28 protein-coding genes and 1 pseudogene are annotated in these 24,442 nt (G+C 70.0%); 13 read left to right on the top strand and 16 right to left on the bottom strand.

What is annotated here, in order from left to right:
- Positions 1-496 (bottom strand): hemerythrin domain-containing protein (locus ACWDY5_RS37115; RefSeq protein WP_449726806.1); only part of this gene is annotated, 496 nt, incomplete at its 3' end.
- Between the two features lie 28 nt (positions 497-524).
- Entirely contained in the window at positions 525-1,055 is a 531-nt protein-coding gene (locus tag ACWDY5_RS37110) for a hypothetical protein (protein WP_449726805.1), read from the bottom strand.
- 110 nt (positions 1,056-1,165) lie between these two features.
- Between ACWDY5_RS37110 and ACWDY5_RS37105 the strand changes: the two genes are divergently transcribed.
- Positions 1,166-1,327 carry a hypothetical protein gene (locus tag ACWDY5_RS37105; RefSeq protein WP_449726804.1) on the top strand — a complete coding sequence of 54 codons (162 nt, stop codon included), beginning with the start codon at positions 1,166-1,168 and terminating at the stop codon, positions 1,325-1,327.
- Between the two features lie 63 nt (positions 1,328-1,390).
- A complete protein-coding gene (locus ACWDY5_RS37100) occupies positions 1,391-1,924 on the top strand; it encodes a hypothetical protein (protein ID WP_449726803.1) in 534 nt (177 codons plus the stop codon).
- 175 nt (positions 1,925-2,099) lie between these two features.
- Here ACWDY5_RS37100 and ACWDY5_RS37095 read toward each other — a convergent pair whose 3' ends face one another.
- The 3 genes and pseudogenes from ACWDY5_RS37095 to ACWDY5_RS37085 form a co-directional block, all read right to left on the bottom strand.
- Entirely contained in the window at positions 2,100-2,357 is a 258-nt protein-coding gene (locus tag ACWDY5_RS37095) for a hypothetical protein (RefSeq protein ID WP_449726802.1), read from the bottom strand.
- A gap of 297 nt (positions 2,358-2,654) precedes the next feature.
- Entirely contained in the window at positions 2,655-2,894 is a 240-nt protein-coding gene (locus tag ACWDY5_RS37090) for an FAD-dependent oxidoreductase (protein WP_449726807.1), read from the bottom strand.
- A 152-nt stretch (positions 2,895-3,046) separates the two neighbouring features.
- A pseudogene (locus ACWDY5_RS37085) lies at positions 3,047-3,133 on the bottom strand (hypothetical protein); the annotation flags it as partial.
- Between ACWDY5_RS37085 and ACWDY5_RS37080 the strand changes: the two are divergent.
- Complete coding sequence (locus tag ACWDY5_RS37080) at positions 3,123-3,269, top strand: hypothetical protein (RefSeq protein WP_449726808.1); 147 nt, start codon at positions 3,123-3,125, stop codon at positions 3,267-3,269. The pseudogene ACWDY5_RS37085 and the gene ACWDY5_RS37080 overlap by 11 nt on opposite strands.
- On the opposite strand, the gene ACWDY5_RS37075 is transcribed toward ACWDY5_RS37080, so the two are convergent.
- Together ACWDY5_RS37075 and ACWDY5_RS37070 are read right to left on the bottom strand one after the other, a co-directional pair.
- Positions 3,242-4,036, bottom strand: a complete 795-nt coding sequence (locus ACWDY5_RS37075) for an AfsR/SARP family transcriptional regulator (protein ID WP_449726801.1) — start codon at positions 4,034-4,036, stop codon at positions 3,242-3,244. The genes ACWDY5_RS37080 and ACWDY5_RS37075 overlap by 28 nt on opposite strands.
- Positions 4,037-4,256: 220 nt before the next feature.
- The gene (locus ACWDY5_RS37070; protein WP_449726800.1) at positions 4,257-4,724 is read right to left on the bottom strand and encodes a calcium-binding protein; all 468 of its coding nucleotides are present in this window, start codon (positions 4,722-4,724) and stop codon (positions 4,257-4,259) included.
- Positions 4,725-5,036: 312 nt separating this feature from the next.
- On the opposite strand from ACWDY5_RS37070, the gene ACWDY5_RS37065 reads away from it, so the two are divergent.
- Complete coding sequence (locus ACWDY5_RS37065) at positions 5,037-6,368, top strand: hypothetical protein (protein WP_449726799.1); 1,332 nt, start codon at positions 5,037-5,039, stop codon at positions 6,366-6,368.
- A gap of 168 nt (positions 6,369-6,536) precedes the next feature.
- Here ACWDY5_RS37065 and ACWDY5_RS37060 read toward each other — a convergent pair whose 3' ends face one another.
- Together ACWDY5_RS37060 and ACWDY5_RS37055 are read right to left on the bottom strand one after the other, a co-directional pair.
- Positions 6,537-6,980 (bottom strand): STAS domain-containing protein, encoded by a 444-nt coding sequence (locus ACWDY5_RS37060; RefSeq protein WP_449726798.1) that lies wholly within the window; start codon positions 6,978-6,980, stop codon positions 6,537-6,539.
- On the bottom strand, positions 6,977-7,909 hold the full coding sequence (locus ACWDY5_RS37055) for an acyl-CoA desaturase (protein ID WP_449726797.1): 933 nt from the start codon (positions 7,907-7,909) through the stop codon (positions 6,977-6,979). Before ACWDY5_RS37055 ends, ACWDY5_RS37060 begins: the two co-directional genes overlap by 4 nt.
- A 520-nt stretch (positions 7,910-8,429) precedes the next feature.
- Between ACWDY5_RS37055 and ACWDY5_RS37050 the strand changes: the two genes are divergently transcribed.
- Positions 8,430-9,278: a hypothetical protein gene (locus tag ACWDY5_RS37050; RefSeq protein WP_449726796.1), complete on the top strand. Its 849-nt coding sequence runs from the start codon at positions 8,430-8,432 to the stop codon at positions 9,276-9,278.
- A 66-nt stretch (positions 9,279-9,344) separates the two neighbouring features.
- Here ACWDY5_RS37050 and ACWDY5_RS37045 read toward each other — a convergent pair whose 3' ends face one another.
- A complete protein-coding gene (locus tag ACWDY5_RS37045) occupies positions 9,345-9,635 on the bottom strand; it encodes a hypothetical protein (RefSeq protein WP_449726795.1) in 291 nt (96 codons plus the stop codon).
- 205 nt (positions 9,636-9,840) lie between these two features.
- Here ACWDY5_RS37045 and ACWDY5_RS37040 point away from each other — a divergent pair, with 205 nt between their 5' ends.
- Complete coding sequence (locus tag ACWDY5_RS37040) at positions 9,841-10,572, top strand: GAF and ANTAR domain-containing protein (protein ID WP_449726794.1); 732 nt, start codon at positions 9,841-9,843, stop codon at positions 10,570-10,572.
- A complete protein-coding gene (locus tag ACWDY5_RS37035) occupies positions 10,569-11,318 on the top strand; it encodes an ANTAR domain-containing protein (RefSeq protein WP_449726793.1) in 750 nt (249 codons plus the stop codon). Before ACWDY5_RS37040 ends, ACWDY5_RS37035 begins: the two co-directional genes overlap by 4 nt.
- Before the next feature lie 171 nt (positions 11,319-11,489).
- Here the strand turns inward: ACWDY5_RS37035 and ACWDY5_RS37030 are convergent, their stop codons facing one another.
- Entirely contained in the window at positions 11,490-12,107 is a 618-nt protein-coding gene (locus tag ACWDY5_RS37030) for a class I SAM-dependent methyltransferase (protein ID WP_449726792.1), read from the bottom strand.
- A gap of 190 nt (positions 12,108-12,297) precedes the next feature.
- On the opposite strand from ACWDY5_RS37030, the gene ACWDY5_RS37025 reads away from it, so the two are divergent.
- On the top strand, positions 12,298-13,221 hold the full coding sequence (locus ACWDY5_RS37025; protein WP_449726791.1) for an NAD(P)/FAD-dependent oxidoreductase: 924 nt from the start codon (positions 12,298-12,300) through the stop codon (positions 13,219-13,221).
- Here ACWDY5_RS37025 and ACWDY5_RS37020 read toward each other — a convergent pair.
- The 3 genes from ACWDY5_RS37020 to ACWDY5_RS37010 form a co-directional block, all read right to left on the bottom strand.
- Positions 13,187-13,969, bottom strand: coding sequence for a cytochrome c oxidase assembly protein (locus tag ACWDY5_RS37020; RefSeq protein WP_449726790.1), 783 nt, complete (start codon positions 13,967-13,969; stop codon positions 13,187-13,189). The two genes, ACWDY5_RS37025 and ACWDY5_RS37020, sit on opposite strands and share 35 nt — an antisense overlap.
- A gap of 23 nt (positions 13,970-13,992) precedes the next feature.
- Complete coding sequence (locus tag ACWDY5_RS37015) at positions 13,993-14,427, bottom strand: DUF2243 domain-containing protein (RefSeq protein WP_449726789.1); 435 nt, start codon at positions 14,425-14,427, stop codon at positions 13,993-13,995.
- A 378-nt stretch (positions 14,428-14,805) separates the two neighbouring features.
- A complete protein-coding gene (locus ACWDY5_RS37010) occupies positions 14,806-16,545 on the bottom strand; it encodes an amidase domain-containing protein (protein WP_449726788.1) in 1,740 nt (579 codons plus the stop codon).
- 213 nt (positions 16,546-16,758) lie between these two features.
- Here ACWDY5_RS37010 and ACWDY5_RS37005 point away from each other — a divergent pair, with 213 nt between their 5' ends.
- The 3 genes from ACWDY5_RS37005 (at position 16,759) to ACWDY5_RS36995 (ending at position 21,292) form a co-directional block, all read left to right on the top strand.
- A complete protein-coding gene (locus tag ACWDY5_RS37005; protein ID WP_449726787.1) occupies positions 16,759-17,526 on the top strand; it encodes a FadR/GntR family transcriptional regulator in 768 nt (255 codons plus the stop codon).
- Between the two features lie 277 nt (positions 17,527-17,803).
- The gene (locus ACWDY5_RS37000) at positions 17,804-18,892 is read left to right on the top strand and encodes an enolase C-terminal domain-like protein (protein ID WP_449726786.1); all 1,089 of its coding nucleotides are present in this window, start codon (positions 17,804-17,806) and stop codon (positions 18,890-18,892) included.
- 78 nt (positions 18,893-18,970) lie between these two features.
- Entirely contained in the window at positions 18,971-21,292 is a 2,322-nt protein-coding gene (locus ACWDY5_RS36995; RefSeq protein ID WP_449726785.1) for a right-handed parallel beta-helix repeat-containing protein, read from the top strand.
- 16 nt (positions 21,293-21,308) lie between these two features.
- Here ACWDY5_RS36995 and ACWDY5_RS36990 read toward each other — a convergent pair whose 3' ends face one another.
- Positions 21,309-22,526: an MFS transporter gene (locus ACWDY5_RS36990; RefSeq protein WP_449726784.1), complete on the bottom strand. Its 1,218-nt coding sequence runs from the start codon at positions 22,524-22,526 to the stop codon at positions 21,309-21,311.
- A 95-nt stretch (positions 22,527-22,621) separates the two neighbouring features.
- Here ACWDY5_RS36990 and ACWDY5_RS36985 point away from each other — a divergent pair, with 95 nt between their 5' ends.
- The gene (locus ACWDY5_RS36985) at positions 22,622-23,224 is read left to right on the top strand and encodes a TetR/AcrR family transcriptional regulator (protein WP_449726783.1); all 603 of its coding nucleotides are present in this window, start codon (positions 22,622-22,624) and stop codon (positions 23,222-23,224) included.
- Between the two features lie 149 nt (positions 23,225-23,373).
- Positions 23,374-23,778: a hypothetical protein gene (locus ACWDY5_RS36980; RefSeq protein WP_449726782.1), complete on the top strand. Its 405-nt coding sequence runs from the start codon at positions 23,374-23,376 to the stop codon at positions 23,776-23,778.
- A gap of 6 nt (positions 23,779-23,784) precedes the next feature.
- Here the strand turns inward: ACWDY5_RS36980 and ACWDY5_RS36975 are convergent, their stop codons facing one another.
- Positions 23,785-24,309 (bottom strand): DUF1360 domain-containing protein, encoded by a 525-nt coding sequence (locus ACWDY5_RS36975; RefSeq protein ID WP_449726781.1) that lies wholly within the window; start codon positions 24,307-24,309, stop codon positions 23,785-23,787.
- Between the last annotated feature and the right edge of the window lie 133 nt (positions 24,310-24,442).

Raw genomic sequence — 24,442 nt, 5'->3', positions numbered from 1 at the left:
CGGCGGCCGTCCCCGCCGCGCTCGGGCTCGGGAAGCAGACCGATCTGGTGGTAGTGGCGGATGGCGCGCGGGGTCGTTCCGGCGAAGGCGGCCGCATCACCGATCTTGACCTGACGGGGCACTCGTCCCGTTCCTCGTGTTCGGCATGCGCCAGCACGTCATCGCGCAGCTGGCGGAGCAGCGTGTCGAACACTTCGGCGTCCGGTCCTATCTCGTCCAATGTGGACAGCAGCTGTTTGGCGCGGTGCTCCTCGCCGATCCGCGCCGCCACCACCGGTTCCCCGTTCTCCAGTCGCTTGACCTCGGGGTGGACGACTTCCTCCTCCGCGGTCTCGTGCACGGCCAGCAGCCGCACCAGATCGCGGAAGAGGTCACCTCGCCGCTCCGCGCCGGCGGTCTCCAGTTCCGCGAACAGTCCGCGGATCTCCTGGTGCTGGCGCTGCAACAGGTCGATGACGTCCTCGGTGTCGCGATGACCGTTGTTGTCCTGGGACATGAGGTCCTCCGCGCTGGTTGAACGGGGTTCACCGGGTGCTGGGTGTGCCCTGCTTGCCCTTGGGGCGCAACTGTTCCTCGGCCGGGGCGGGCACCCGGTGCAGCAACTCGTCGGAGCCCTCGCCGTACTGACCGGTGCGGGTCAGCGGCGGGGAGTAGGCGTGGATGGTCACCGTCGGTCCGGCACCCGGTTCGGGGCGCATACGGTGGATGACGGTCTCGTCGAAGCAGTACCCCTCGCCCGCGGGCACGGCCTGCCCGACCGGGCGGTGACCGAGCCGCAGGTGCTCGTGACGGATGGTCCCGCGGGCGACGTGCACGCCGCCGGCGGAGGTGTGGTGGTCGTGGTAGCCGGTGTCGTGCACCTCGTCCATCCAGGAGATGGCCCAGATGCCCAGGTGCTCGTTGGTGAACACCTCGACATAGGTGCGTTCCTCCGTGGTCTGCCGTAGCTCGCCCTCCCACAACTCCGGGTGCTCGGCGACGAGGCGGGCCAGTTTCTGTAGCTGACGGCCGTCGAGGGGCCCGTCCGGGGCGTCGAAAGGCAAGGTTGTTGTCATTGGCGAGGCGTACCCAGTTGTCAGGCGGTGACTCGCATACCGGGAGGAACTCCCGGCTGACAGCCGGCCGATCACGGCTTGACCCAGGGACCACGGGGTAACCGCCTCGCATGACCGAGGCAGGCAGCGCACCCCGCACCCCGGACGCCCCGCACTCGCCAGGCACACCGCGCCTGGAAGACCTGGACGTGGAGCCACCGACGGTCGAGCGGGAGACACCGGCCACACAGGACGTCAACGAGGAGGCAGCCGTGAGCGAACCGCCGGACTGACCGCTTGCCGGGGAATGGCGAGGCTGGGCGAGTATGCCGGGATGGCCTGGGTAGTCCGGCAGCATGATGCGACGTGCGATGTGGCAGGGACTGCTGGCCGGTCTGGCCGGGGCCGCGGTGATGACGATCGGGGAGAAGATCGAACAGCGGTTCACCGGCCGCCCGGACTCCCACGTGCCGGGGCGGGTGCTGGTGCGGTTGCTCGGTCTGCCGGAACATTCCGCCAGCCGGCGGGTGGTGAACCTGGGGATGCACTTCGGGCAGGCCGCGGTGGCCGGTGTGGTCCGGTCGCTGATGGCCAATGCGGGGATGCGCGGCCCGGTGGCCTCGGGGATGTTCACCGTGGTGCGGTTGAGCAACGACCAGATCCTGGAGAACGCGACCGGGGTGGGCGCGCCGCCGCAGACCTGGCCGCGCCCGGAACTGGCGGTGGACCTGCTGCACAAGGCCGTGTACGCCTTCGCCACCGGTGTGGTGGCCGACCTGCTGGCGGCCCGCCACGGCCCCGGCCCCGGGCAGCGGCACGCGGCGCGGCGCCCCGGACGGCACGCCCACGCCGGACCGGTGCCCCGCGAAGCGGTCACGGGTGCAGGGTAGGGGCAGCCAGGAGAAGGCCGGGCCGCTGCGGGATGCCGCGGCGGCATGCTGCGCACCACTGTCCATAGAGGACTATTGGTTGGTCTCGGCGGAACCCTTCGCCGCCGTGTGGCGCGGTGAGCGCTACCAACGGTTTCGCGCCGAATTGCTCTCCCGCCGGCCATCCATGGTGTGCCTAGCCGCCGAGGTTGTCCACCGCGGCGGCTAGCTTCACCGCGTGCTGGTCGAGTTCGGTGTCGGTGAGATCGCCGGGACCGGCCTGGCGTCGGAACTCGGCTCGCGAGATCACCTCGAGTCCGGTGGCCCGCTGGTCATCGCCGGCCACCACCTCAAGGCGGCCGGACACGAGGACGAGGACGGCGTCCGGCAGATCCGAGTCGAGCAGGCGGCGCAGATCCCGCCCGCTGACCGTGCGCGCGTGGTCGGAGGTCATGGCCGTCGCGTACCCCGTCCGAGCGGATCCAACCGCCGATCACCGTTCCGCGCGGGCCGCGGTAGCCGCGTCGCTCCACAGTGGACCGATGGCGCCGTCCAGCAGACCTCACCCGTTCGGCGCGGGTACCAGCTCGGTCAGCGGGACGTCAGCAAGGACCTCGACGCGACCGCCGCACAGGTGCTGTGGATCGGCGGCGACGCGCTGGGGCGCAGCGGGCGGTGTTGTCGATGACGGACCAGACGTCCTCGACCGGGGCGGCGAGGGTGCGCCGGAGGGTGACCCTGTGCTCGCTCATCAGTTGCCGCCAACAGCGGTGATCGCGGCGGCGGCGTCCTTGCCGGAGCGCACCGCGCCGTCCGTGAATCCGTTCCAGTAGTCGGCGTGCTCCGCGCCTGCCCAGTGCACGCGTCCGTGCGGCAGGTCCCGCCAGGCGCCGAGTTCGGTGAGGACACCGGGCGCGAGCACCAAGATCGGACCGCCGAGGGTCCACGCCTCCCGCGTCCAGTCCTGCTCGAAGTAGTCGACCGGCTCCAGCGCCTGGGGCCGACGACCTTGGCGAAGCCGCGGAGGACCGCGTCACGTCGCTCGTGCGCGGTCCGGCCCGCCAAGGCCATGCGGGAGAACAGGGCCGCCTGTTGGGCCGGGAGCAGCGGGTCGAAGTCGATGCGGCCTGCCAGGTGCGGCGGCACCGTCACCACGACCTGCCCGGCGTGCCAGGTTTGCCCGTCCGTGCTCACCCGTGCGCCGTCACGGTGCTGCTCGATGCGGCGCACCGGCGCGCCCACCGTGACCGCCTCGCCCAGGTCTTCGGCCAACCTGATCGACAGCAACTGGGATCGGCCGGCGAACCGCGACGCGGCGGTGCACGCGATCGCCCGCACCTATCTGGACGCGGGTCGCCGCGCCTGACCGGGGTTCGCGACCGGACCCGCGTTGCCCCGCCGCCTCGGCCAACTCGCGCGCTGGGGCACCAGTTCCCGTAACCGAGGTGTGGGCAGCAGGCCCAGGTCGGCTTGAAGGAGGCGGCTGAACCGGTCGAAGGCGCGGACCGCCTCGGACTGGTTGCCCTCGGCGAGGTGCACCCGGATGAGGGCGGCCTGGGCGCTTTCCCGGAGTGGATCAGCCCTGATCACCGCGACGGCCGCCGCCGTGGCGTCGCCGAACCGGCTTGCCTGGACCAGGCCGTCGACCACGGCCTCCAGGGCGTGCAGGCGGAGCTGGCGCCAGTCCTCGGCCTCCAGCAGAACCCATTCGTCGTACCAGAGCGGCAGGAGTTCCAGGGAGAGGGTGGCGATCGCGGCGGCGCTGAGGTCGATCGCCTCGGGTGGGCCCGCACGGAGCAGCCGGTGGGCCAGCGCTTGGGCGTCGTGCAGATCGACCGCGACGCCCCGGGTGAGCTCCAGGCTGCCCGGGGTGGTGCACAGTGTCCTGCGGCTGACCCGGTCCATGCGGCTCAGGGCCGAGCGCAGGGCCGCGTAGGCATGTCCCTCCGACGAGGCGGGCCACAGGGAACCGGCCACGACCAGCCGCCCGACCACCTGGGAGCGCGTGGCCACGAACGCGAGCAGGCGCTCGGCTCCACCGGGCAGAGGCAGGACCTCGCCACCGGATCGCAGCTCGAACCCACCGAGGAGCCCGACCCGCACCCCGGACCCGCGTGCGCCCAGCAGCGTCATGGGGTGCGGGCCGGTGTTGCCTGGTGGAGAGTTGAGGAGGTGAACACGGAGGTCCTCTCACTGCGGCTCGCTTCCGGCTGAATTCTTCGATTACCACGGTACGGCACGGCACAAATCGTCGTGGCGCACGCCGAAATGGCCCGATCCCCTGGTGGGGTCCGGGCCATCAATATGTTTATAGTGCTTCTGGCGAACAGGACATCCGGGGATGCCCGACGTGTTACGACTCGCAGCTGCTGCGGAGGTCCGGGGGCACGCCAACGGGGCCACAGGAATCGGTGTTGTCACCGCCGTTGAGCGTGTCCTGGGCGACGTCGGTGCCCGGCCCGCTCAGGGTGTCGTTGCCCGCGGAGCCGTTGAGCGTGTCGATGCCGAGGTCGCCGTAGAGCGAGTCGTCGCCGACGCCGCCGGTGAGGGTGTCGTCGCCGTCACCACCGCTGATGGTGTCGTGGTAGACCGTGCCGGTGATGGTGTCGTTGCCGCCGTTGCCGAGGATCGTTTTAGCGGGGTTGGCGCTTGTGCAATCGATGGTGTCGTTGCCGCCGGAGCCGGTCACGGTCGTGTCGGTCTGCGTCACTCCCGGTCCGATCGTGCAGTTGACGGCGGCGGAAGCGGTGCCGACCCCGATGAATCCGCTCGCGGCCAGTGCCCCGGCGAAGGCAAGGGCGCACAGGTTTCGATTTCGCATCTCATTCTCCTTGTTCGTGGTGACTTGTATGTATGTATCGTGTTCTGGCTGGCGTCACCGCCGCGTGACGCCGCTCATTTCGGCGAATTCCCCGTTCGCATTTAGGGGAATCTTTCCGCAGGCGGGTGAGTGGCCGTGTTGTGTCTTTTCATCTCGCTCACCGGGGCGGAGGCTGGACCGCCGAGGGTGTTGGTTGGCTCCGGTGCTCTCGCTCAGCGACACCGGGCAGTGGCCCCAGACCCCGGTCACCACACCACCCCCGCGGGTCCGCGGCATATCGGCCCGGACCCACCCCACGGGTGGAGGCAGAACATGAGATCAACAGCGCGCAGCAGCACAACGGGCCGGGTTTGCCGTGCCCTGATCGGCCTAGGCACCGCCGCCGGGTTCGCCCTGGTGGCGCCCGCCATGGCCCACGCCGACCCGGTCGGCTGCACCCGGGCAGGCGAGAACATCACCTGCACCGCAGGGATCCCGGCTGGTGAAGTCCTCACCGGCAGCGCCAACGCCAACGTCATCACCATCACTGGCGGACCGGTCAACGGCACCATCAACGCCCTGGCCGGCAACGACACGATCAACGTCACCGGCACCACCGGCGTGAACGGCGGCAACGGCGCACCAGGAGCTCCTGGCACTGTGGGCACGCCGGCCGGTAGCGCCGGCGGCAACGGGGGAGTCGGGAGCAGCGGCGGCGCCGGTGTCGGCAGCGGCGGGACCATCGACGGTGGAGCGGGCACCGACATGATCACCGTCAAGGGCGGTCCTGGTGGCAACGGTGGCAACGGCGGGGCGGGCGGCCTCGGACTCGCCAGCGGCGCCGGTGGCGCGGGTGGCAACGGCGGAGTGGGTGGCGTCGGCGGCACGGCCAGCGCCGGGACGATCATCGGCGAGGCGGGCGCCGACACCATCACCACCACCGGTGGCAAGGGCGGCAACGGCGGCCTGGGTGGACTCGGCGGCAACAGCGGAGGCGTCGCGGGCGGAGCCGGTGCCGGAGGTATCGGCGGCGCCGGTGGCGCGGGCGGGGTCGGCAACTCCGGGACCGTCAACGGGGGTGCCGGTGACACCGGCATCGACACCGTCACCACCACCGGCGGTGCGGGCGGCGCCGGTGGCACGGGCGGCATCGGTGGCTGCGGTCACGGTGGCGGCGCCGGTGGCGTGGCCGGCGCGGGCGGCGCGGGCGGTATCGGCAACTCCGGGACCATCAACGGCGGCCCTGGCAACGACATCATCAAGACCAACGGCGGCCTCGGCGGCAACGGCGCGGCCGCGGGCAAGGGTGGCAACGGCATGACCGCCGCCCAGCCCGGTGGCGCTGGTGGCGTCGGTGGCGCCGGCGGTGCCGGTGGGGTCGGCAACTCCGGCAACATCAACGGCGAAGCGGGCAACGACGGCATCACCACCACCGGCGGCAAGGGCGGCAACGGCGGTGGCGGCGGCAACGGCGGCACCGGGTGCGCCGGTCCGGGTGGCTTCGGCGGCCTCGGTGGCGCGGCCGGCGCGGGTGGGGCCGGCAACACCGGCACCGTCAACGGCGGCCTCGGCACGAACACCATCGCCAACGTCAACGGCACCGGCGGCCTCGCCGGCGCCAACGGTGTCGCAGGTACCAATAACGGCGGCATCTGCTCCTGCTGAGCAAGCGGGGAGGTGTTGCGGGGCGCCGGCCTTCCGGAGATCTCCGAAGGCCGGCGCCCCGGCGCATGACACGCGGTGGGATCGGGCGGAGCGGCTTTACCGCGGCGGGCTGCCCGGGGACCACGGGGGTATGAGCAGCCGGAGGCCGGGCATGTGGTGGCGCTCCGTTCAGGAGAAGTGCGGGGACCCGCCCGCGAGGCACAACGCGTGCGCGAGATCCGGCCGGGCGTCCAGCACGGTCAGCAGGCCGGTGGCACTGAGCACCCGGCGGAGCAGGGCGGTGCCGGCCACCACCCGCAGGTGGATGCCCGCCGCCTGGGCGCGGGCCCGGACGGCCAGCAGCACGGTGAGACCGGTCGCGCCGAGGAAGCCCACCTCGGTGAGGTCGATGACCAGCAGCCTGGCGGCGCTGGGGAGCTGGGCGAGCAGCCGGTCCCGCAGTAGTGGGCTGGTGTGCAGGTCGATCTCACCGCGCACCGAGAGCACCAGCGGTCCTGGCGGGACCGAACACACGGTGACGTCGAGGATCTGTTCTGGGGCAAGGAGATCCGGCGCGGGGGTGATTGCCTGGGGTGGGCCGGCCGTAGGCAGCGGCCGCTGGATGGTGGTCATGGCCGAGGCTGCCCGGTCGCGACCGTGGTGCGCTTGTCCGGCGCGGTGAGCCGGGCGAGCCGGGCCGGGTTGCTCCAGCGGACCTCGGTGACCCAGCCCACCTTCTCCAGCAGCCAGATCACCCTGGCGGAGACGTCCAGCTGACCGCGCAGCACGCCGTGGCGGGCGCAGGTGGGGTCGGCGTGGTGGGAGTTGTGCCAGGACTCGCCCATGGACAGGATGGCCAGCGGCCAGAAGTTCGCGGCCTTGTCCCTGGAGCGGAAGGGCCGGTCGCCGATCAGGTGACAGATCGAGTTGACCGACCAGGTCACGTGGTGCAGGAAGGAGATCCGCACCAGCCCGGCCCAGAAGAACGCGGTCAGCGCGCCCGCCCAGGACCAGCTGATCAGCCCGCCCAGCGCGGTCGGCACCGCGATGCCCAGCGCGACCCACAGCGGGAACAACCGGTCGATCACCCGCAGGTCCCGGTCGGCGAGCAGGTCGGGGGCGAACCGCTCGGTGTTGGTGCTGACCCGCTCGAACAGCCAGCCCATGTGGGCGTGCCAGAACCCCTTGGCCAGGGCCACCGGCCCGGTGCCGAACAGCCATGGCGAGTGCGGGTCGCCCTCCTTGTCGGAGAAGGCGTGGTGCCGCCGGTGGTCGGCGACCCAGACGATCACCTGTCCCTGCGCGGCCAGTCCACCGGCCACCGCCAGCGCGATCCGCAGCCCGCGGTTGGCCTTGAACGCGCGGTGGGTGAACAGCCGGTGGTAGCCCACGGTCACCCCGAGGCAGGACACCACGTACACGCCCGCGGCCAGGGCGAGGTCGGTCCAGCCCAGCCCCCAGCCCCAAGCGATGGGCACCGCCGCGATCAGCGCCGCGAACGGCAGCAGCACGAAGACCTTGACCAGGATCTGCTCACCGAGCGTCCGCCCCGGAATGATCATTGGTTTTGACTCGGGCCCGAGGGCGACGGATCTGTGCGGGCGGAGTGAATCAACTTGTGCCATCGGGACAACCCCTCGGTCGGCAGAATTCATGCCGGGGTCCGGGGCACTTGCGGTGAGCATACTCGCTTTTCCGGCGACGCGCACCAGCGCGCCCGCGCGCGATGTCCGCCAGTGTGGATGTGCCGACGCCGGCTGGTCGCGTCATTCGGGCGATTCGATTGTTCTGGCCGCGACAATTCTTGTGACGAAACAGCGCTGGCCACACGCTGACCAGCGGCACCCGGTCCGGGAACACCGCGGCGGCCGGCGGCGAGGTGTTGACCGTCACATTTCCGAATAATCGGAGAATCCGCCCGCCGTGCCCCGGATTGAGGACATGCGGCCATTCGGCGTACGGCGGTTTACTCGCACCGGATAAGGGCGTAGCTTGAGTTTTGCAACCCTGGACCCCGGTGCCGCGGATTCTGCGAGCCGGGGTCCTTTTCATGCACAGTTATGTGTTGGAACAGAAGGCGTTATGCGAAAGATCCGCACAGCCGTCAAGGCCTTGCTCGGCGCCACCGTCGTGGTCGGCGGCATGACCATAGTCGCGCCGGCCGCGCACGCCGTCACCATCCCGGTGGCCTGCAGTGAGAGCGCCCTGGTCGCGGCGGTCAACCTGGCCAACTCCACCGCTGCCGCGGACACCCTCGCGCTGGCCGGTGGCTGCACCTATGGCCTGACCTCGCCCCACGGTGGCCTGTCCAATGGGCTGCCGGTCATCACCACTCGGATCGAGATGCTCGGTCCGGCGACCATCACGCGGTCCTCGTTGCTGCTCTTCCGCATCGCCGAGGTCAGCGCCACCGGCAACCTCACCCTCACCACCTCGGTCGCGATCACCAACGGCAGCGTCGTCGGCGACGGCGGCGGCATCCTCAACCGGGGCGCGGTGACCTTCACCAAGAGCAGCCTGAGCGGCAACCTGGCCACCCTCAACGGTGGCGGCCTGGCCAACGCCGACACCCCGGATGGCACCGCACCCGCCGCGACGTTCACCAGAAGCCCGGTCTCCGGCAACACCTCGGTGCTGCGGGGCGGCGGCATCTACAACGGTCTGCGCGGCACGCTGACCACCACCGGCGTCTCCGGCAGCCCGATGCCCGTCAACGGCAACACCGGATCAGAAGGCGGCGGCGTCGCCGCGGTCAACTCGACCGCGACCACCATGACCCAGACCGCGATCTCCGGTAACCGGGCGCTGCTGACCGCGGGCGGCGTCTACCGGGTGGGCGGCACCATGACCACCACGAACTCGCCGATCAGCGCCAACTCGCCGAACAACTGCGTCGGCAGCGCTCCGGCGGTCCCGAACTGCACCGGGTAGTCCGGCTCCGCGATAGCCAGGTCCCACCCGGTCAGGAGCGAAGCCGCCCGTACGCCACGGGCGGCTTCACTGTGCCTGGCCGAAGTCCTCCGGCTGCCCGTCGGCACGCCAGAGCACGGCCCGGCGGCGGGCCTGGTGCACCATGGCGCGGCTGAGCACGCCCGGGTTCGCCGGGGCGGTGGGCCCGGACAGCGCGTCGGGGCGGTCCCAGACCTGGACGAACACGCCAATGGTGATCAGCTCGGCGGCCAGTTCGTCGTCGGTGATGGCGTAGCAGGCTTGGAACACCGCCTCGCTGAGCTGGTCGTGCAGTTCCACCATGGCCGCCCACTCGCGGTCCTGGATTCGGGTGAGCAACTCAGGGAACGACAGGGTGGAGCAGTCCCCGGGCATGGCCGCACTTCCGTTCCTACGGTCGTGGCGCCGCCGGGGTCTGGGGCGGTGAGATGAGTGCGCTGAGCATAGCGCCGGTCACCCGTGGTGATGGTCAGCGAGTGGGTGACGTGCGTGCCCGTGCGGGGGAGGACTAACGTGGTCCTGCCAGGATCTCAGGTGGCGAGAGGTGACCGACGTGGGCCCGGACCGGCGCCGCGACATCCTGGTGATGATCGATGAGATCGCCAGTTCCGACCGCGAACCCATCAACGTCAGCCACGTCTGTCTCGCCTGCCGGGACCGGTTGACCGCGGTAGGTGTGGCGGTCTACCTGGTCGGCACCGTGCAACCGCTCGAGGTTGTCGGACCGGTGGGAGACGAGATGGCCGAGTTGCAGGTCACCTTGGGCGAGGGCCCCGTCTCGGAGGCCGTGCGGCAGAACCGGCCGGTGTTCGTGCCGCAGCTGGCCAGCGCCTGGAGTGCGAAACGCTGGCCCGCCTTCGCCCCGGCCGCGCTGGCCTGCGGCGTGGCGGCGGTGTTCGTGGTCCCCTTGACACTGGGGGCGATCGCGCTGGGCGCGCTGGAGATTTGCCGGGACGTCGACGGCCCGCTCACGCGGGACGAGCTCGCCGACGCGCTGCTGTGCGCGGACACCGCGACCGCGCTGTTGCTCAGCCGGTCCGCGACTCCGGCGGCGGAGGCGGGCGAGTTGCCGCACACCGAGCCGGAAGGCCGCTGGGCGGTGGTGCACCAGGCCACCGGCATGATGTCGGTGCAGCTGGACACCGATCTTGGCCAGGCGCTCCTGCGGTTGCGGGCGCACGCCTACCTCTCGGGCCGGCGGCTGTCGGAGGTGGCGGCCGACGTGGTTGCGCGGAGACTGAGATTCACCCCGGAGACCAATGAGAAGCAGAGGTGAGTCACGTGTTGGACCGGCGGGTCGCGCAGACCTTCGTCGAGTTGGCGGACACCCTTGTGCTGGGGTTCGACACCATCGACTTCCTGCACACCCTGACCGAGCGCTGCGTCGAGCTGCTGGAAGTGGACGCGGTCGGGATCCTGCTGGTGGACCAGCGGGGTGCGCTGAACCTGATGGCGGCCTCCACCGAGCAGGCCCGGATGCTGGAGCTGTTCCAGTTGCAGGACGAGGAGGGGCCCTGCCTGGACTGCTTCCGCACCGGAGCGGCCGTGGGCTGCCCGGATCTGAGCGCGGAGCCGCAGCGCTGGCCCCGGTTCACCGTCGCCGCGCGGGAACAGGGCTTCGCCGCGGTGCACGCGGTGCCGATGCGGCTGCGCGAGCAGGTCCTCGGCGCGCTGAACCTGTTCCGGACCTCCCCTGGCGCCGTCCCGGCCGAGACGATCGCGCTGGCGCAGTCATTGGCCAATGTGGCGACGATCAGCATCCTGCAGGTGCGGGCGCTGCGGCACAGCGAGATGGTCGCCGAACAGCTGCAGACCGCGCTCAACAGCCGGATCGTGATCGAACAGGCCAAGGGGATCCTGACCGAACGCCTGCAGATCGGCATCGCGGACGCGTTCTCCTTGATGAGGAGGTACGCCCGTGACAACAACGAGTTCCTCTCCGACGTCGCGCAGCAGGTGATCGCCCGATCGCCCGCGGTCTCCGGACTGACCAGGACCAACCCACCTGGCCCGGTTCCGTAGCCGTGGCCAACATCGGGTTCCACAAGACCACTGGCGTCGCCATCGGGTTGACCACGATCGCCGGTGCGCTGACCGCGATCGTCGCCGCCGTCGCGGCCGTCGCGAAGCAGCCTTGACATCGCCTCCTCGGTAAGGCCCAGACCGGCCGGGTAGCCCGGCGGCATGGACCCGTCAGGTGACCGCTCGGCGCCGGTCCGGTTCGGCGGTGACCCGCGCGCCGACCTGGCAGTCGAGCACGAGCAGCGGGGGCAGGTTCGTCCACACCAACTCGACCTGCCGGACGGTGGCGAAGCAGGACCGCAGCAGCTCCAGGGTGTCCCGGCCCGCGGCGGAGCGCCGCACGTGCCAGCACAGCAGGGTGCGGAACCGGCCGCCCGGGCCGAGCGCCCTGGCCGCGGCGGTGACCACCCGTGCCCGGTCCTCGGCCGTCATCGCGGTCCACGGCAGGCCGCTGACGACGCAGTCCGCGTGGCGCAGCCCCCGGACGGCAAGCATCGCCTCGAGGTCGACCGCCGACCCCCGCACCACCTCCACCCGGGGGTCGGTGAACCGGCGGCGCAGCCGGCTGGCCAAGGCGGCGTTGACCTCCACCGCGAGCAGCTGGGCGCGCGGCGGCAGGTCGCGCACCAGTGCCTCGGTCACCGCCCCGTCACCCGCGCCGAGCTCGAGCACCACCCGGGCCCGGGACAGTGGCAGCCCGCGCAGCAGGCTGGTGACCACCGCCTGCGAGCTGGCCATGACCGCTCCCGTGCGCCGAGGGTTGCGCAGGAACTCCAGCAAGACGCCCATACTGCCTCCTGGCGGAGTAGGTACCCAGCGGTGTCCCGGTGAACCACCCGGTCCCGGGCGTCCAGGCGGACCACGGACCGTTTCGTGATTTGAGCGGATCCAACGGGGTACTCGGCTGCCGCGGGCGCGTCGGCATGGCCGCGGCACTCCGCCGCTTTTGCCACGCACACGCTTGAGGAAGGTGAGCTACATGGCGGGGGACCAGTACGACGTCGTGGTCATCGGAGCCGGACCCGGCGGGTTGAGCACCGCGATGGTGCTGGGCCGATCCCGGCGCAGGGCGTTGCTGGTCGACGGTGGCGCCGGCCGCAACTCCTCCGCCGCGGGCGTGCACGGCATGCTGGGCTGCGACGGAATGGCACCCGATCAGCTGCGGTCGCTTGGTATGGCGCAGTTGGCGGAGTATCCGGACGTCGTCACGTGCGATGGGCACGTTCGGGACGTCACGGGTCAGCAGGCGGACTTCTCGGTCGGCTTCGATGACGGCCGGACCGTGGGCGCTCGCCGGATCGTGCTGGCGACCGGCGTGCGGGAAGACCTGCCGGAGGTCGCGGGTGTGGCCGAGCGATGGGGCCGGGGCGTGCTGGGGTGTCCGTACTGCCACGCCTGGGAGGTGCGGGATCAGCCGTTGGCGGTGCTGGCCACCGGCAGCGGTGACGACGCGATGTTCGCCGCGCAGCTGACCCAGTGGAGCTCGGAGATCACCTTGTGCGCCAACGGGATCGAAGACCTAGGCGACGAGGGCGTGCTACGTCGGCGCGGAGTGCGGGTGCGGACGGACGCGGTGTGCCGGGTGGAGGGCGGCGACGGCGGTGTCGAACAGGTCGTCTTCCACGACGGCCCGCCGTTGCGGTGTGCGGCGATGTTCCTGCACGCCAGTACGCGCCAGGCCAGCCCGTTGCCTGAGCAGTTGGGGTGCGTGCTGCTGGACGATGGCAGTGTCCGCGTGGACGACGCCGGGCAAACCAGTGTGCCGGGGCTCTACGCGGTGGGCGACATGGCTCGCCGGGAGTCGAGCCCATCCGGGATGACCTTTGTCGTGTCCGCCGCGGCAATGGGGTTCGTCGCGGCCACCACGATCAACCAGGAACTCTTCGCCGAATCCCTCCACTGACCGGGATCCGGTGCGTGCCGGAGTACCACTGGTGGGCGAGCACCGCGGCGAGGCAGACGTGGACCACGTCGCCGCCGTAGTACATCAGCTGCGCGCCGGTGGCGAGGTCGGCCACGGCGTAGGTGGTGCCGGGCGGCGGTGTGGCGTAAAGGGTTTTGGCCAGCACGGCGTGGCCCGCTCCGGCGATGAGCAGAGTGAGGCCGCGCCAGGCCAGGCTGCGACGGTGGCGTACCGGGTCGAGCTGGCAGATGGCGAAGGTGAACAGCAACCCGGCCAGCACGACGTGGGCGTGGACTGCGGCGTGTGCCAGCGGCTGCTGATGGGTGGCGGCCAGCAACGGGGTGCGGTAGAGCAGCCAGAGACCGCCGATGTCCAGCAGCGCCGCCAAGGGTGGGAACACCAGCCACGTGACGGGCCGGGACCGCGCCAGCCTCAGCAGGGCACGCCGCAAGCGTCGAGCAGGCAAGGCCCGCAGGGCCAGAGTCAGCGGACGGGCCAGGACCATCAGCAACGAGGCGACCATGGCCATGAGCAGGTGCTGGGTCATGTGGGCGGTGAACGGCCCGCCCGGCAACGGGAACAACACCGCCACCGCCAGCACGGCACCTCCGGTCGTGAACGAGACATCCCGTGCCCACGGCCAGGCATCCCCGCGACGCCGGAGCCGGGCGGCGGCCACCAAGTAGGTGATGACGGCCAGCGCCGCGACCGTGGCGATGACCAGTTCGACCAGTCCGGGCCAGTGCACGGGCGCATGGTGGTGAGCTGGGGTCATGACGCCGCGTCTCGATGTGGCGCACGGCGGGATGCCCGGATCGCCAGCACGAGACCAACGGCCAGCAGGAGCAGTCCGGCGCCGTTCCAGGCCAGGTCATAGGGCAGAACGTCGACACCGTAACGGATCTGGTGGATCCGCAGCAGCTTGTGGTCGACGATGCCGTCGAAGAGCTGGAAGGCGCCGAGGCCGAGGAACAACCCGGCCCAGGCGTGCGGCGCGGCCAGAGCGTGGCGGCGCCGCAGGTCCGCGAAGAGCACGAAGCCGGCGACCAGCCCGAGCAGCTCGGCGGTGTGCAGCAAGCCGTCCGACAGCAACCCGACCATCGGGGTCGAGCGGTCGTAGAAGTGGTGCCAGGCAAGGATCTGGTGGAAGACGATCTCGTCGATCGCGGCCATCACCGCGGCGCCGATCAGGGCACAGACGGCCATCGACCGCCGCGGCCGCAACCGATCCCGCGGTGCCGGCGTTCGAGCAGAGCCGGTCATCGTCCCCAGTCGCCTTTCCGCCACGTCAAACCCGGGCAACGGCACGCTACGCCGGACCGTGACTTGCCGGTCCACCCGCACGGTCAGCGGCGCCGCCGCCACAGTGCTTTGACGGCGGCGAACACGATGCCTCCTCGACCCGCACCTTGTACGGACTGCGGTAAACCATCGCACGCACGGGATCTCCTCCGATGAGCTCGGCTGGTCGGCGGAATACCCACCACATCTGCGGGCAACCGCCGAGGACGACCTGGCTTCCGCCGGTGCGGGCCGCCCCGTCGACCGGGACGGCCCGCACCGCTGGCACATCCGTGCGGCGGCTCAGCCCTTGGGGTGCGCGATGTAGAGCTTGAGGTTGGGGCTACGGGGCAGGACGTCCTGCAGGTGGCGGTACTTCATTTTGGGGCTGTGCTGGGAGTACCAGATGTGGTTGCCCTTGACATTGGTGACCACGGCGGCGTGGTCGAGGTGGCCGTCCCCCTGAAAATCGAAGTAGAGGATGTCGCCCGGCACCGCCTGGTTGAAATAGGAGCGGAAGTCCGCGCGCTTCTTCTTCCACATGTGGTTGAAGCTGTTGTGCGCGGCGTACCAGGTGAACGATCCGTAGATCGGGCGCGCGCCGGTGTACCACCAGACGCCGTCATTGCGGTAGAAACCGCGCTTCATCGGGAAATATCCGTGCCGCAGGGCCTGGGAGATGAAGTTCGTGCAGTCATTGCCCTTGATCTTGTAGTGCGGGTTGTCCTTGAGTGCCCACACCCGGCCATAGGCGGCGATCCTGCCGTGGTTGACCGCGGCGGTGGTGGACATGAGCTGCGGGCCTTCGACAAAACCGTTCTTGTCCATGGCGACCGGTTTCACGTCCGGAGTCTCCACCACCGGATCGGGATCGGGCTGCCCCTCCCCGTCCGGCGGGGTCTTGGCCGAGGTCAGCGTCCAAATGGTGCCGGAGACGGTGAAGGTGAAGGTGAAGCGGCGGATGCGCTCCTCCGGCACCTGGACCTTCTCCGCGACGCTGACCACCGCCTCTTGGTCGAGCTTCTCGTAGACGTCGGCGTGCACGGTGACTGTGCCGCCCTGGCCGGGGATGACCGCGATCTCGGACAGGTTCGTGGTGTGCGAGCCGACGAACAGGTTCTGCTTCACCAGGTGCTCGCGCTGCTTCAGGTCCGCCGGACCGTCGGCCTGCACCGCCGCTCGGATGACCTCGCGGTGCGGGCTCGCCTCGACCGCCTGCGCCGGGCTGGTCGCGCCACCGCTGGCGAGCAGGCCGCGGGCCTTGACGTAGTCCGTGGCCATGGCGGTGAACTGGGCCGCGGGCAACGGCGTGGCAGCCGGGCGCACGGCGCCGGACACTGCTTCCGGGCCGGGGAACCAGTCGTTGTGCGCGGTGACGCTGTACCGGTACTCGAACTGGCTGGACAAACCGGTGATCACGGCGTGGTCCTGGCCGGCGGGCACCGTCACCTCGGCCCCGGGCGAACTGCCGCTGCCGGTCTGCTCGGCCCGCACCACGTAGTGCGTCACGGCCGCGCCGGGGCCGCCGTCCGCGGCCTGCCAGGTCAGGTAGGCGCCGCCGGCGGCGGGGGTCACCACGAGCCCGTCGACCGCGCCGGGTTTTGGTGGGCCGGCGGGCAGGTCCACGCCGTCGGTGGCATCGATCGCGATGGGGTGGAGTTCCGACCACTCTCCCTCCTGGCCGCCGGTGACGGCTCTGCTGCGCCAGGCGTATTCGTTCGTGTCGGCGAATACTCCATTCGGCACCGTCCAATTGGCCCGGCCGGTCGCGTCGAAAGTGCCGGTGCCGTTCGCCAGCCGTGTGGTCTGCTCGGCGTTGTAGACCTCGAACTCGACCGACGGGCGCTGGCTGCCGACCGCCTCGACCTGCACGGAGAAGGTCGGGGTCAGCGATTTGGCCGCGGTTTCGTTGATCGGATACGCAGCGCTGGTGATCGATTGTGCCGAGGTGCTGGCCGCGGCGGGCGTCACCAGCAACGGCAGGGACAGCACTAAACCGGCCACACCGGCCACGGATCTGCGGAATAAACTTCGTCTTGTCATGGCCCGGATGTTATTGACTTTCCACTCGCACCATTGCCGGTCGTTCAACCCCCAGTAGTACGAGCGGAGAACCGTTTCACAATTCTGAATCGACCGCGCGGGTGTGCGGCGACGTCGTGCCGGGCGTCGGCATCGCCTGCGGGCGTGCTGCGGCACGGCGCCGACGCTGTGGCGCGATGGAGGGCGGGCCGTGGGATGAGCCATACTCATCCGGTGGGTGCAACGGGTCACGGCAAGGTCGAGACGTTCGTGCCGGAGGCGGATGGGGATGCCACCTACCGGCCGGGTTACTCCCGGGCGGCAGAGCGGATCCTGCAGTTCATCACCGAGCAGGGCTTCGTGCCTGGTGACCGGTTGCCCACCGAGGCGCGGTTCGCCGAGATCCTCGGTGTCAGCCGCACGATCACCCGGGACGCGCTGAAGACCCTCGCGGCCACCGGCCGGATCAGCACTCAGCGCGGGCGGGGCATCTTCGTCGCCGATCCGGCGGACGCGCCGGTGTCGCCGGTGGCCGGGTTCGTGCCGACTGACATCGCCCACATCATGGGTATGTTCGAGTTTCGAGGGGTGCAGGAACAGGCTGCGGCCGGCCTGGCCGCGAAGCGGGCTACGCCGGGCGAGTTGGTTGCCATCGACGAGGCCCTCGACGCGTATGCCCGGTCACTGGACGCCGCGGATCCGAGGATGATGGCGGCCGCCGACGAGTCCTTCCACTGTGCCGTCGCCAGGGCTGCTCACAATGTGTTCTTGCTCGACTCGATCACGACCGTCCAGGGTCTGCAACGGCGGGTGGTGGCGGAGGTGTTCGGCGGATTCAGCGGTGGTCCGGTGGCCACCGCTTTGGCGGAACACCGTCAGATCCTCAAGGCCGTCCGACGCGGAGACGCCGAACAGGCAGGCATCGCGGCCCTGGCGCACGTCGAGCGCACCCGCCTGAGTTACCAGGCGGAGATCAGCCGGCGAGTCTTCCAGTCGTACTGACCGCAAGCACGGGGCACGACCGACGGGCGGATAGCTGTCGTTCTCGACTCTCCCGAGACTTGCTCCGTCTGCGTCAAATGAAGCAGGTTAATGGTTCGCTGCGATCCAGCGCCTGCCCGCAAGTGCCTGCTGACCTCGGTTCCACAAGGCGTCGCGATCGCCCGAATAGATCCTACTCATTTCAATCAGTGACTGATATGTTGGGCGCCGGACGCAAGATGTACCAGGTTTATTGACCGCGGATGCCGCCCCCCGCCCCGCCCGGACCGGAGTCACCGTGCGCATCACCCACGTGGAAACCTTCTCTGCCGACGTCGCCGCTCCGGAGCCGCCCTACCGGTGGCGTGACGGGTTGCGCGGCGGGTCCGGCGGACAGGTCGGCATCATCCGCATCGGCACCGACACGGGTGCGACCGGTGTGGCGACCGCGCACAAGCCAGGCTCCGCCGTCGTGCTGCGGGAGCTCGTCGACCGCGTGCTGCGCCCGGAACTGGTCGGCGCCGACCCGTTGCAGCGCGAGTGGCTGTGGGAGCGCCTCTGGAACGTCGACCGCACCGAGTATCTGCCCATTCACCTGCTCGGCGTCGTCGACACAGCGCTGTGGGACCTGGCCGGGCGGGTGCACGGCGCCCCGTGCTGGCAACTGCTCGGCGGCTACCGCACGCGCATCCCCGCGTACGCGTCGACCGTGACCTTCGATTCGATCGAGGAGTACCTCGACGTCGCCGACCAGTGTTTGGCGCTCGGCTATCCGGCCATCAAGCTGCACGCCTGGGGCGACCGCGATCGCGATACCCGGCTGATCCAGGCGCTGCGGGCGCACGTCGGCCCGGACGTCCCGTTGATGTACGACGGCTCCGCGGCGTTCGACCTCGCGGACGCTGTGCACGTCGGCCACGCCCTGACCGAGTGTGGCTACCTCTGGTACGAGGAACCGATCCGGGAGTACAGCATCACGGCGTATCGGTGGCTCGCCGAGCGGGTCGGTGTGCCGCTCAACGTGGCCGAGACGATCCCCGGCGCGCATCTGAGCACGGCCGACTTCCTTGCTGCCGGTTGCGCGACCTACGTCCGGACGAGTGCGGCCCTGCGCGGCGGAATGACCGGTGCGATGCGGATCGCCCATCTGGCGGACGCCTACCGGCTGCGCGCCGAGGTGCACGGCAACACTCTGTCGGCCCGGCATCTCTGCATGGCGATCCCCAACACCACTTACTACGAGTCCCTCGTGACCGCCAACCCCGTACGCAAGGAACCGGGCATCGAACCGGACGGCTCGATCTTGGCGCCCCGCGACCACGGGATCGGCCTCGCACCCGGGCCGGCCTATCCCGCCGCGCTGGGGGAGTACGTATGCGCCCCATGACCGGCTGCCCGCATCACCACCCTTCCGCAACCACCGAGCAAGGAGTGGAACGGTATGAACACAAGTAGGCGAGCGGCCGTGGCGACCGTCGCCGGAGTCGTGCTGGCCGCGGGCTTGGTGTCCGCCGGGCCGGCGCACGCGGCACCGCCCTGCACCTTCTACGTCTCCGCGTCGGGCAGCGACGGCAACGCCGGAACCTCACCGGATCGCCCCTGGGCCACCTTGGAACGGGCGCGGGACCACATCCGGCAGCGCGGGCTCAACAAGGACATGCGGGCCGACCTCGGCGTCTGTCTGCGCGGGGGCCGGCATACCCGGACGGCCACCTTCAACCTGGCCGAGGCGGACTCGGGTGCCAACGGGTTCAAGGTCGTCTACCGGGCGTTTCCGGGTGAGACGCCCATCATTGACGGTGGTAAGGCCGTCACGGGCTGGAACCGGGTGACCGACCGGCCCTACTTCGTGGCCGACGTGCCGGAGTCGGCGGGCTTCGCCGACTACTTCCGGCAGCTCTACGTCGGCGGCCAGCGGGCGCAGCTGGCGATGGGCAAGGGCATCGTGGGTAACGGCTTTTTCGATGAGGCATCGATCCCCAACCCGCCGGCCAACCCGGAGCGGCCGACCCGCTCCTACGACGGCGTGCGGTTCCCGGCGGCCAGCGTTCCGGCGTACACCAACGTCCGCGACATTCGGCTGCTGCACATCGCGATCGGCTTCAAGATCGACTACTTCCCGGTCGTGGACATCAGCACGAGCGGCGCCGACAAGCGGGTGCGTCTGGCGCAGCCGCACTTCCAGGCGCGGCTGAACCGCGACGACGGCTTCTCGCTGGACTACGACGACACGTTCTACGTGCTCAACGCGTTCGAGGAGCTGGATTCCCCCGGCGAGTGGTACCTGAACCGGGCGACGAACAAGGTGTACTACTACCCGCGGGCGGGAGAGGACGTCAACCGCGCCGGGGCTTACGTGCCGGTAGTGGAGACGCTGGTGAACGTGGCCGGGTCCAGCCCGTCCGCGAAGGCGAGTGCGATCGCGTTCGACGGCATCACGTTCGAGCACGGAAACTGGCTGCTGCCTCGCGACCGGTTCATCGGCGGCACGCAAGCGGAGGCGCAGTACGCGGACGACCCCTTCAAGGATCCGAACCACGACGGCTACGGCGGCGAGGTGCCCGGTCAGATCAAGGTGACCAACACCCGGGGCATCACCTTCACCAACAACACCGTGCGCAAGATGGGCAGCGGGGGACTGCAGCTGCTGACCGGAGCCGAGGACGTCACCGTGGCCGGCAACCTCTTCCACAACCTGACCGCCGCCGGGGTGATCGCAGGCCGGTGGATGGATGTGCACGTCGACGGCGCCCGGCGCACCAGGAACGTGACGATCAGCAACAACGTCGTGACCGACACCGGTGACGACTTCTTCCCGGCAACCGGGATCAGCCTGATGAACACCTACAACGTGGCGGTCACCCACAACCTCGTCTACGACACCGCGTTCATGGGCTTCCACCAGCGCAAGGCGGAGGAGTTGAGCCTCCTCGACGGGGTGGACGGGATCGGCAAGACGACGTTCAGCCACAACGAGGTGTACAACGCCACGTCCAAGGTGTCCTGGGGGGTGCACGACTCGGGGGCCGTCTACTCGTTCGGGTCGTGGCCGGGCAGCGTGGTCAGCCACAACCATGTGCACCACGCGACGTCGACCGCGAACTACTACAGCGACAACCAGAGTCACCAGACTCGCTGGGACTACAACGTCGGGCGGGGCGGGCGGTTCGACTTCTCCCCGCGTTACCGCAAACCCCTGTCGGTGTACGCCTCGCACAACTACACCGACTTCGCCGACAACTGGCTCAGCGGGGCCATCTACGACGGCGACGGGCGACCGCACGTGGTGACAGATGGTGCGTGGCCGGCCGAGGCGCGGACCATCATGAACCAGGCGGGCCTGGAACCGAAGTACACCGCACTGCGGTGGAAGGCGTCCAGGGAGAACCTGGCCGACCACTCCACCCTGTCGCAGCGCAGTGCCTGGGACAGCGGCCTCGGCAAGCTGTGGGACGGCGTCACCGAGACCGGCGAGGCCGGCTCCCAAGCGAACGAGTCCTGGGTGCAGTTCGACCTCGGCGCCGACTACGAGCGCTTCGCCTTCACCATCCAGCAGGACAACTGCTGCACTTGGATGACCACCCACTGGAAGGTGCAGCGGTGGAGCGCCGGCCAGAACGCCTGGCTCGACATCATGCCCTACCAGGCGATCAGCACGACGGCACCGGTCGTCTACCGGCCGCCTGCCGACGTCGCCACCGCCAAGATCCGGCTCTACGTGCGCAACAGCAACCAAGACGGAAGCGTCGGCGTGCAGGAGTTCAGCGCGACCGGCGTGCGGAAGTAGCGGTGCGGCGCTGTGATCACTTCCCCCCAGTCGCCACCGGAACCTCGACGGCGGCACTGCCCTTGGCCACGGACACGCCCCTGAGCATCGGCAGCACCAGCAGCGCGCAGATGCCACAGATCAGGCCGATCACCGGCCAGCCGACGCCCTGTTCGAGCAGCACCGCGGCCAGCGCGGTGGCGATCATCATGCCGCCGTACTGCGCCGAGCTGTTCAAGGCGAGCGCGGTACCACGGGTCTCCGGCCGAAGTTCGCTGACCAGCGCCGTCAGGCAGGGCTGGCCAACGCCGACCGCGGTGCCCCAGATGACGAACACGATGATCACCGGCACGACGTGCTTGCCGATCAGCGGCACCGAGATGACACCCGCGGCGGCGACGAGCGCGGCGATCACCATCACCTTGCCCTTGCCGAACCGGTCCGCGATCCGGCCGCCGAGCAGGGCGCCCGCCATGCTGCCCGCGCCGGAGCCCATGATCGTCAGGCCGGTCTGCGCCTGGTTGAAGCCGAAGGTCTCCGAGTAGAACACGCCGATGTTGGAGAACATGCCGTAGAGCGCGGCGCTCCACAGCAGCGACGCGACCAGCAGGAAGCGCAGCGCGGGCGTCTTCATCGCCGTCTTGACCAGGCCGAGGTACGCGCCGAGGACACCGGTCTTGATCCGCTGCTCCTTGTTGGGCGAGGTCATCGCCGGCAGCAGCACCAGCGCGATCACCAGCGTCACCGCCGACACGCCGGCGATCAGGTAGAAGGTGGACCGCCAGTCGGTGAGGTGCGCCAGGTACGAGCCGAGGGGAGCGCCCAGCACCGAGGCGCTGAGCAGACCCGCGACCACCACACCGATGGCCTTGCCGCGCTTCTCGAACGGGTAGGTGTCGGAGATCATCGCGTACACGCTCGGCATGATCATCGCCGCGCCGAGTCCGGAGATGGCGTGGACGATCAGCAGGAACATGAAGCTGGTCCCAGCACCGGTGAGCACGTTGCCTGCGACGAACACGGCGAGACCGATCACCAGGACCGCCCGCCGGCCGATCCGGTCGGACATCGCCCCGAGGAAAGGCGCCCCCAGGGCGAACAGCAGGGCGTACATCGTCACGAGGAGGCCACCGAGCCGGGCCTCGGCCCCGGTGGATTGGGCGATTTCCGGAATCAGCGGCACGCCCACCATGGCGTCGAAGCCGATCAGGAACGCACTGGCGACCGCGACGGTCATCAGCTTGGCCGCGCTCACGCCACGCTCTGTTTGCTCGCTCAATGGACAGCCCCCCTTGGCAACTTACATACTGCGAGGCCAGGCGAACCCAGGTCGAACGCTCGAACGAGACGATGTCCGCGCTGATTGAGGCCGGGCAGCGGTTGTTCGGGCGCGACGGCTACGCGACAACCTCGATCGACGCCGTCGCCGCCGCTGCGGCCAGCGTGACCAAAGGCGCCGCGTACCACCACTTCGGCGGCAAGATCGGCTTGTTCCGCGCGGTGTTCGTCCACCAGGAGATCGAACTCGCGGCGGCCCTGGTCCGCGCCCGAGCGGACGCGAGCGACAGCTGGTCGGCCCTGCGGCGTGGCTGCCGCACGTTCCTGGAGCATTGCCTGGACCAGAACGTCCGGCAGATCATCCTGCTCGACGGTCCCTCTGTGCTCGGCTGGGACACCGTCCGGGAGATCGAGGACCAGCACACCCTGAAACTGCTCAGGGAACGCCTGCAGGCGGCGGTCGCCGACGGCTGGATTCCAGCCGACGAGCTCGGCATCCGCTATCGGCTGCTGTTCAGCGCGCTGTGCGAGGCGGGAATGCTGCTCGCGCGCTCGGAAGACCTCGAAGCGGCCCTGGCGGCCACGTGCGAGGAGGTGGACAACCTGCTGTTCGCGGTGACTCGCTACCCAGCCGCGTCCGTCCCGGTGGGAGCCCAGGCCGCCGAAGGCGGCTGACCCGAGGTCCGGACAGCGAGAACTCGCCCGGCGAGGCCACCCGCCGCTCAGCGGGCCAGCGACCTCGGCGGCGATCGAGCCCAGCCCGGTCACAATGGCGGCCTCGAGCATCTTCTTCAGGACGTTTTCCTGAACGGCCAGCGCGCCCAGTGGCGCGGCGCCGTCCACGCCGGGTCACCCTGCTGGTCGCCGCGGCCGCGTTGCTCGTCGGCGGCGGGCTGGGCTGGTGGGTCCGCCCGGCTGCCCCCTCGCCCGGTCCGCTGGAGCCGGTGGCGGTGCGCACGGCGGATCCGGCCGTGGTGGCCACCGCGAACCTGGTGCCGCACACCTGGGGTGTGGAGATCAAGCTGACCGCCCGCGGCCTCGCCGAGGGCGGGGTGTACCGCGTGGTCGTCACCGACCGCGAGGGCAACCGCGTCCCGGCGGGGGAGTTCCTGGGCACCGGGGCCGCGGAGCTGCGCTGCAACCTCAACTCCTCGCTGCTGCGGGCGGCCGCGGGCGGGTTCCAGGTACTGGACGGCGAGGACGAGGTCATCGCCTCCGCCGAGTTCTGAGCCGGTTCAGTCCTCGGTGGCCTGGTCCGCCGCGGTCCACGCGTACTGGAGGTAGTCCGACACACTGAGCACGGCCAGCACCGAGGACCCCAGCCGCGCCGCCCTCGGCGCGAACAGGTAGGTGGCGACCGCACCGCCCGCGACCCACATACCGATGCAGAACGGGCAGGTCAGCAGTTCGCCGATGGCCTTGCGCAGGCCGCGGCCGCGCGGCTTCTCCGAGACCTCCGCATTGTTCTCGGCCTCCTCGCAGGTGGTGAACGGCGCCCGCAGGAAACCGGTCACCTTCTCCTTGCTGATGATCCGGGACGCCTTGTGGGTGGCGACACCCAGCAGCACCAGGTCACCCGGCGGGATGCGCTCGGGTACCCGCCCGGTGCGGTGCGCCACCACCGCCACTGCGGCCGCACCGGTCAGGAAGGTTGACGCGAGGACCAGCCGACTGCCCAGCGGGGTGTCCTTTTTCGAGGCGTCATTTGCGCGCAGCGGCGTGACCTTGCCGGTGACCGCCTGCGGTGTGTGCTCACCCATCGACATCCTTCCGGCGGACGCAGGTCTCGTTGCCTTTCCGGGACGGCGAGCCCAGCCGTTCGGGGTCGCGGCAGTCGACCGCTGTCGTGATCAATCGGCTCGCCATGCCGCCAGGTTGCCCTCGCACCGAGCA

This window comes from Crossiella sp. NPDC003009, assembly GCF_053591555.1.
Note: the sequence above shows the minus strand (reverse complement) of the source record. Positions and strands in the feature narration are given on the sequence as shown.

Coding starts and splice junctions, on each gene's coding strand:
- ACWDY5_RS37075 (WP_449726801.1), bottom strand. CDS start 4,036: ATGACGCTGCTGGGCGCACGCGGGTCCGGGGTGCGGGTCGGGCTCCTC.
- ACWDY5_RS37080 (WP_449726808.1), top strand. CDS start 3,123: ATGCGGCGCACCGGCGCGCCCACCGTGACCGCCTCGCCCAGGTCTTCG.
- ACWDY5_RS37070 (WP_449726800.1), bottom strand. CDS start 4,724: ATGCGAAATCGAAACCTGTGCGCCCTTGCCTTCGCCGGGGCACTGGCC.
- ACWDY5_RS37010 (WP_449726788.1), bottom strand. CDS start 16,545: ATGACAAGACGAAGTTTATTCCGCAGATCCGTGGCCGGTGTGGCCGGT.
- ACWDY5_RS36985 (WP_449726783.1), top strand. CDS start 22,622: ATGTCCGCGCTGATTGAGGCCGGGCAGCGGTTGTTCGGGCGCGACGGC.
- ACWDY5_RS37015 (WP_449726789.1), bottom strand. CDS start 14,427: ATGGCCGTCTGTGCCCTGATCGGCGCCGCGGTGATGGCCGCGATCGAC.
- ACWDY5_RS37025 (WP_449726791.1), top strand. CDS start 12,298: ATGGCGGGGGACCAGTACGACGTCGTGGTCATCGGAGCCGGACCCGGC.
- ACWDY5_RS37060 (WP_449726798.1), bottom strand. CDS start 6,980: ATGACCACCATCCAGCGGCCGCTGCCTACGGCCGGCCCACCCCAGGCA.
- ACWDY5_RS37050 (WP_449726796.1), top strand. CDS start 8,430: ATGCGAAAGATCCGCACAGCCGTCAAGGCCTTGCTCGGCGCCACCGTC.
- ACWDY5_RS37055 (WP_449726797.1), bottom strand. CDS start 7,909: ATGATCATTCCGGGGCGGACGCTCGGTGAGCAGATCCTGGTCAAGGTC.
- ACWDY5_RS37030 (WP_449726792.1), bottom strand. CDS start 12,107: ATGGGCGTCTTGCTGGAGTTCCTGCGCAACCCTCGGCGCACGGGAGCG.
- ACWDY5_RS36975 (WP_449726781.1), bottom strand. CDS start 24,309: ATGGGTGAGCACACACCGCAGGCGGTCACCGGCAAGGTCACGCCGCTG.
- ACWDY5_RS37105 (WP_449726804.1), top strand. CDS start 1,166: ATGACCGAGGCAGGCAGCGCACCCCGCACCCCGGACGCCCCGCACTCG.
- ACWDY5_RS37100 (WP_449726803.1), top strand. CDS start 1,391: ATGATGCGACGTGCGATGTGGCAGGGACTGCTGGCCGGTCTGGCCGGG.
- ACWDY5_RS37110 (WP_449726805.1), bottom strand. CDS start 1,055: ATGACAACAACCTTGCCTTTCGACGCCCCGGACGGGCCCCTCGACGGC.
- ACWDY5_RS37065 (WP_449726799.1), top strand. CDS start 5,037: ATGAGATCAACAGCGCGCAGCAGCACAACGGGCCGGGTTTGCCGTGCC.
- ACWDY5_RS37095 (WP_449726802.1), bottom strand. CDS start 2,357: ATGACCTCCGACCACGCGCGCACGGTCAGCGGGCGGGATCTGCGCCGC.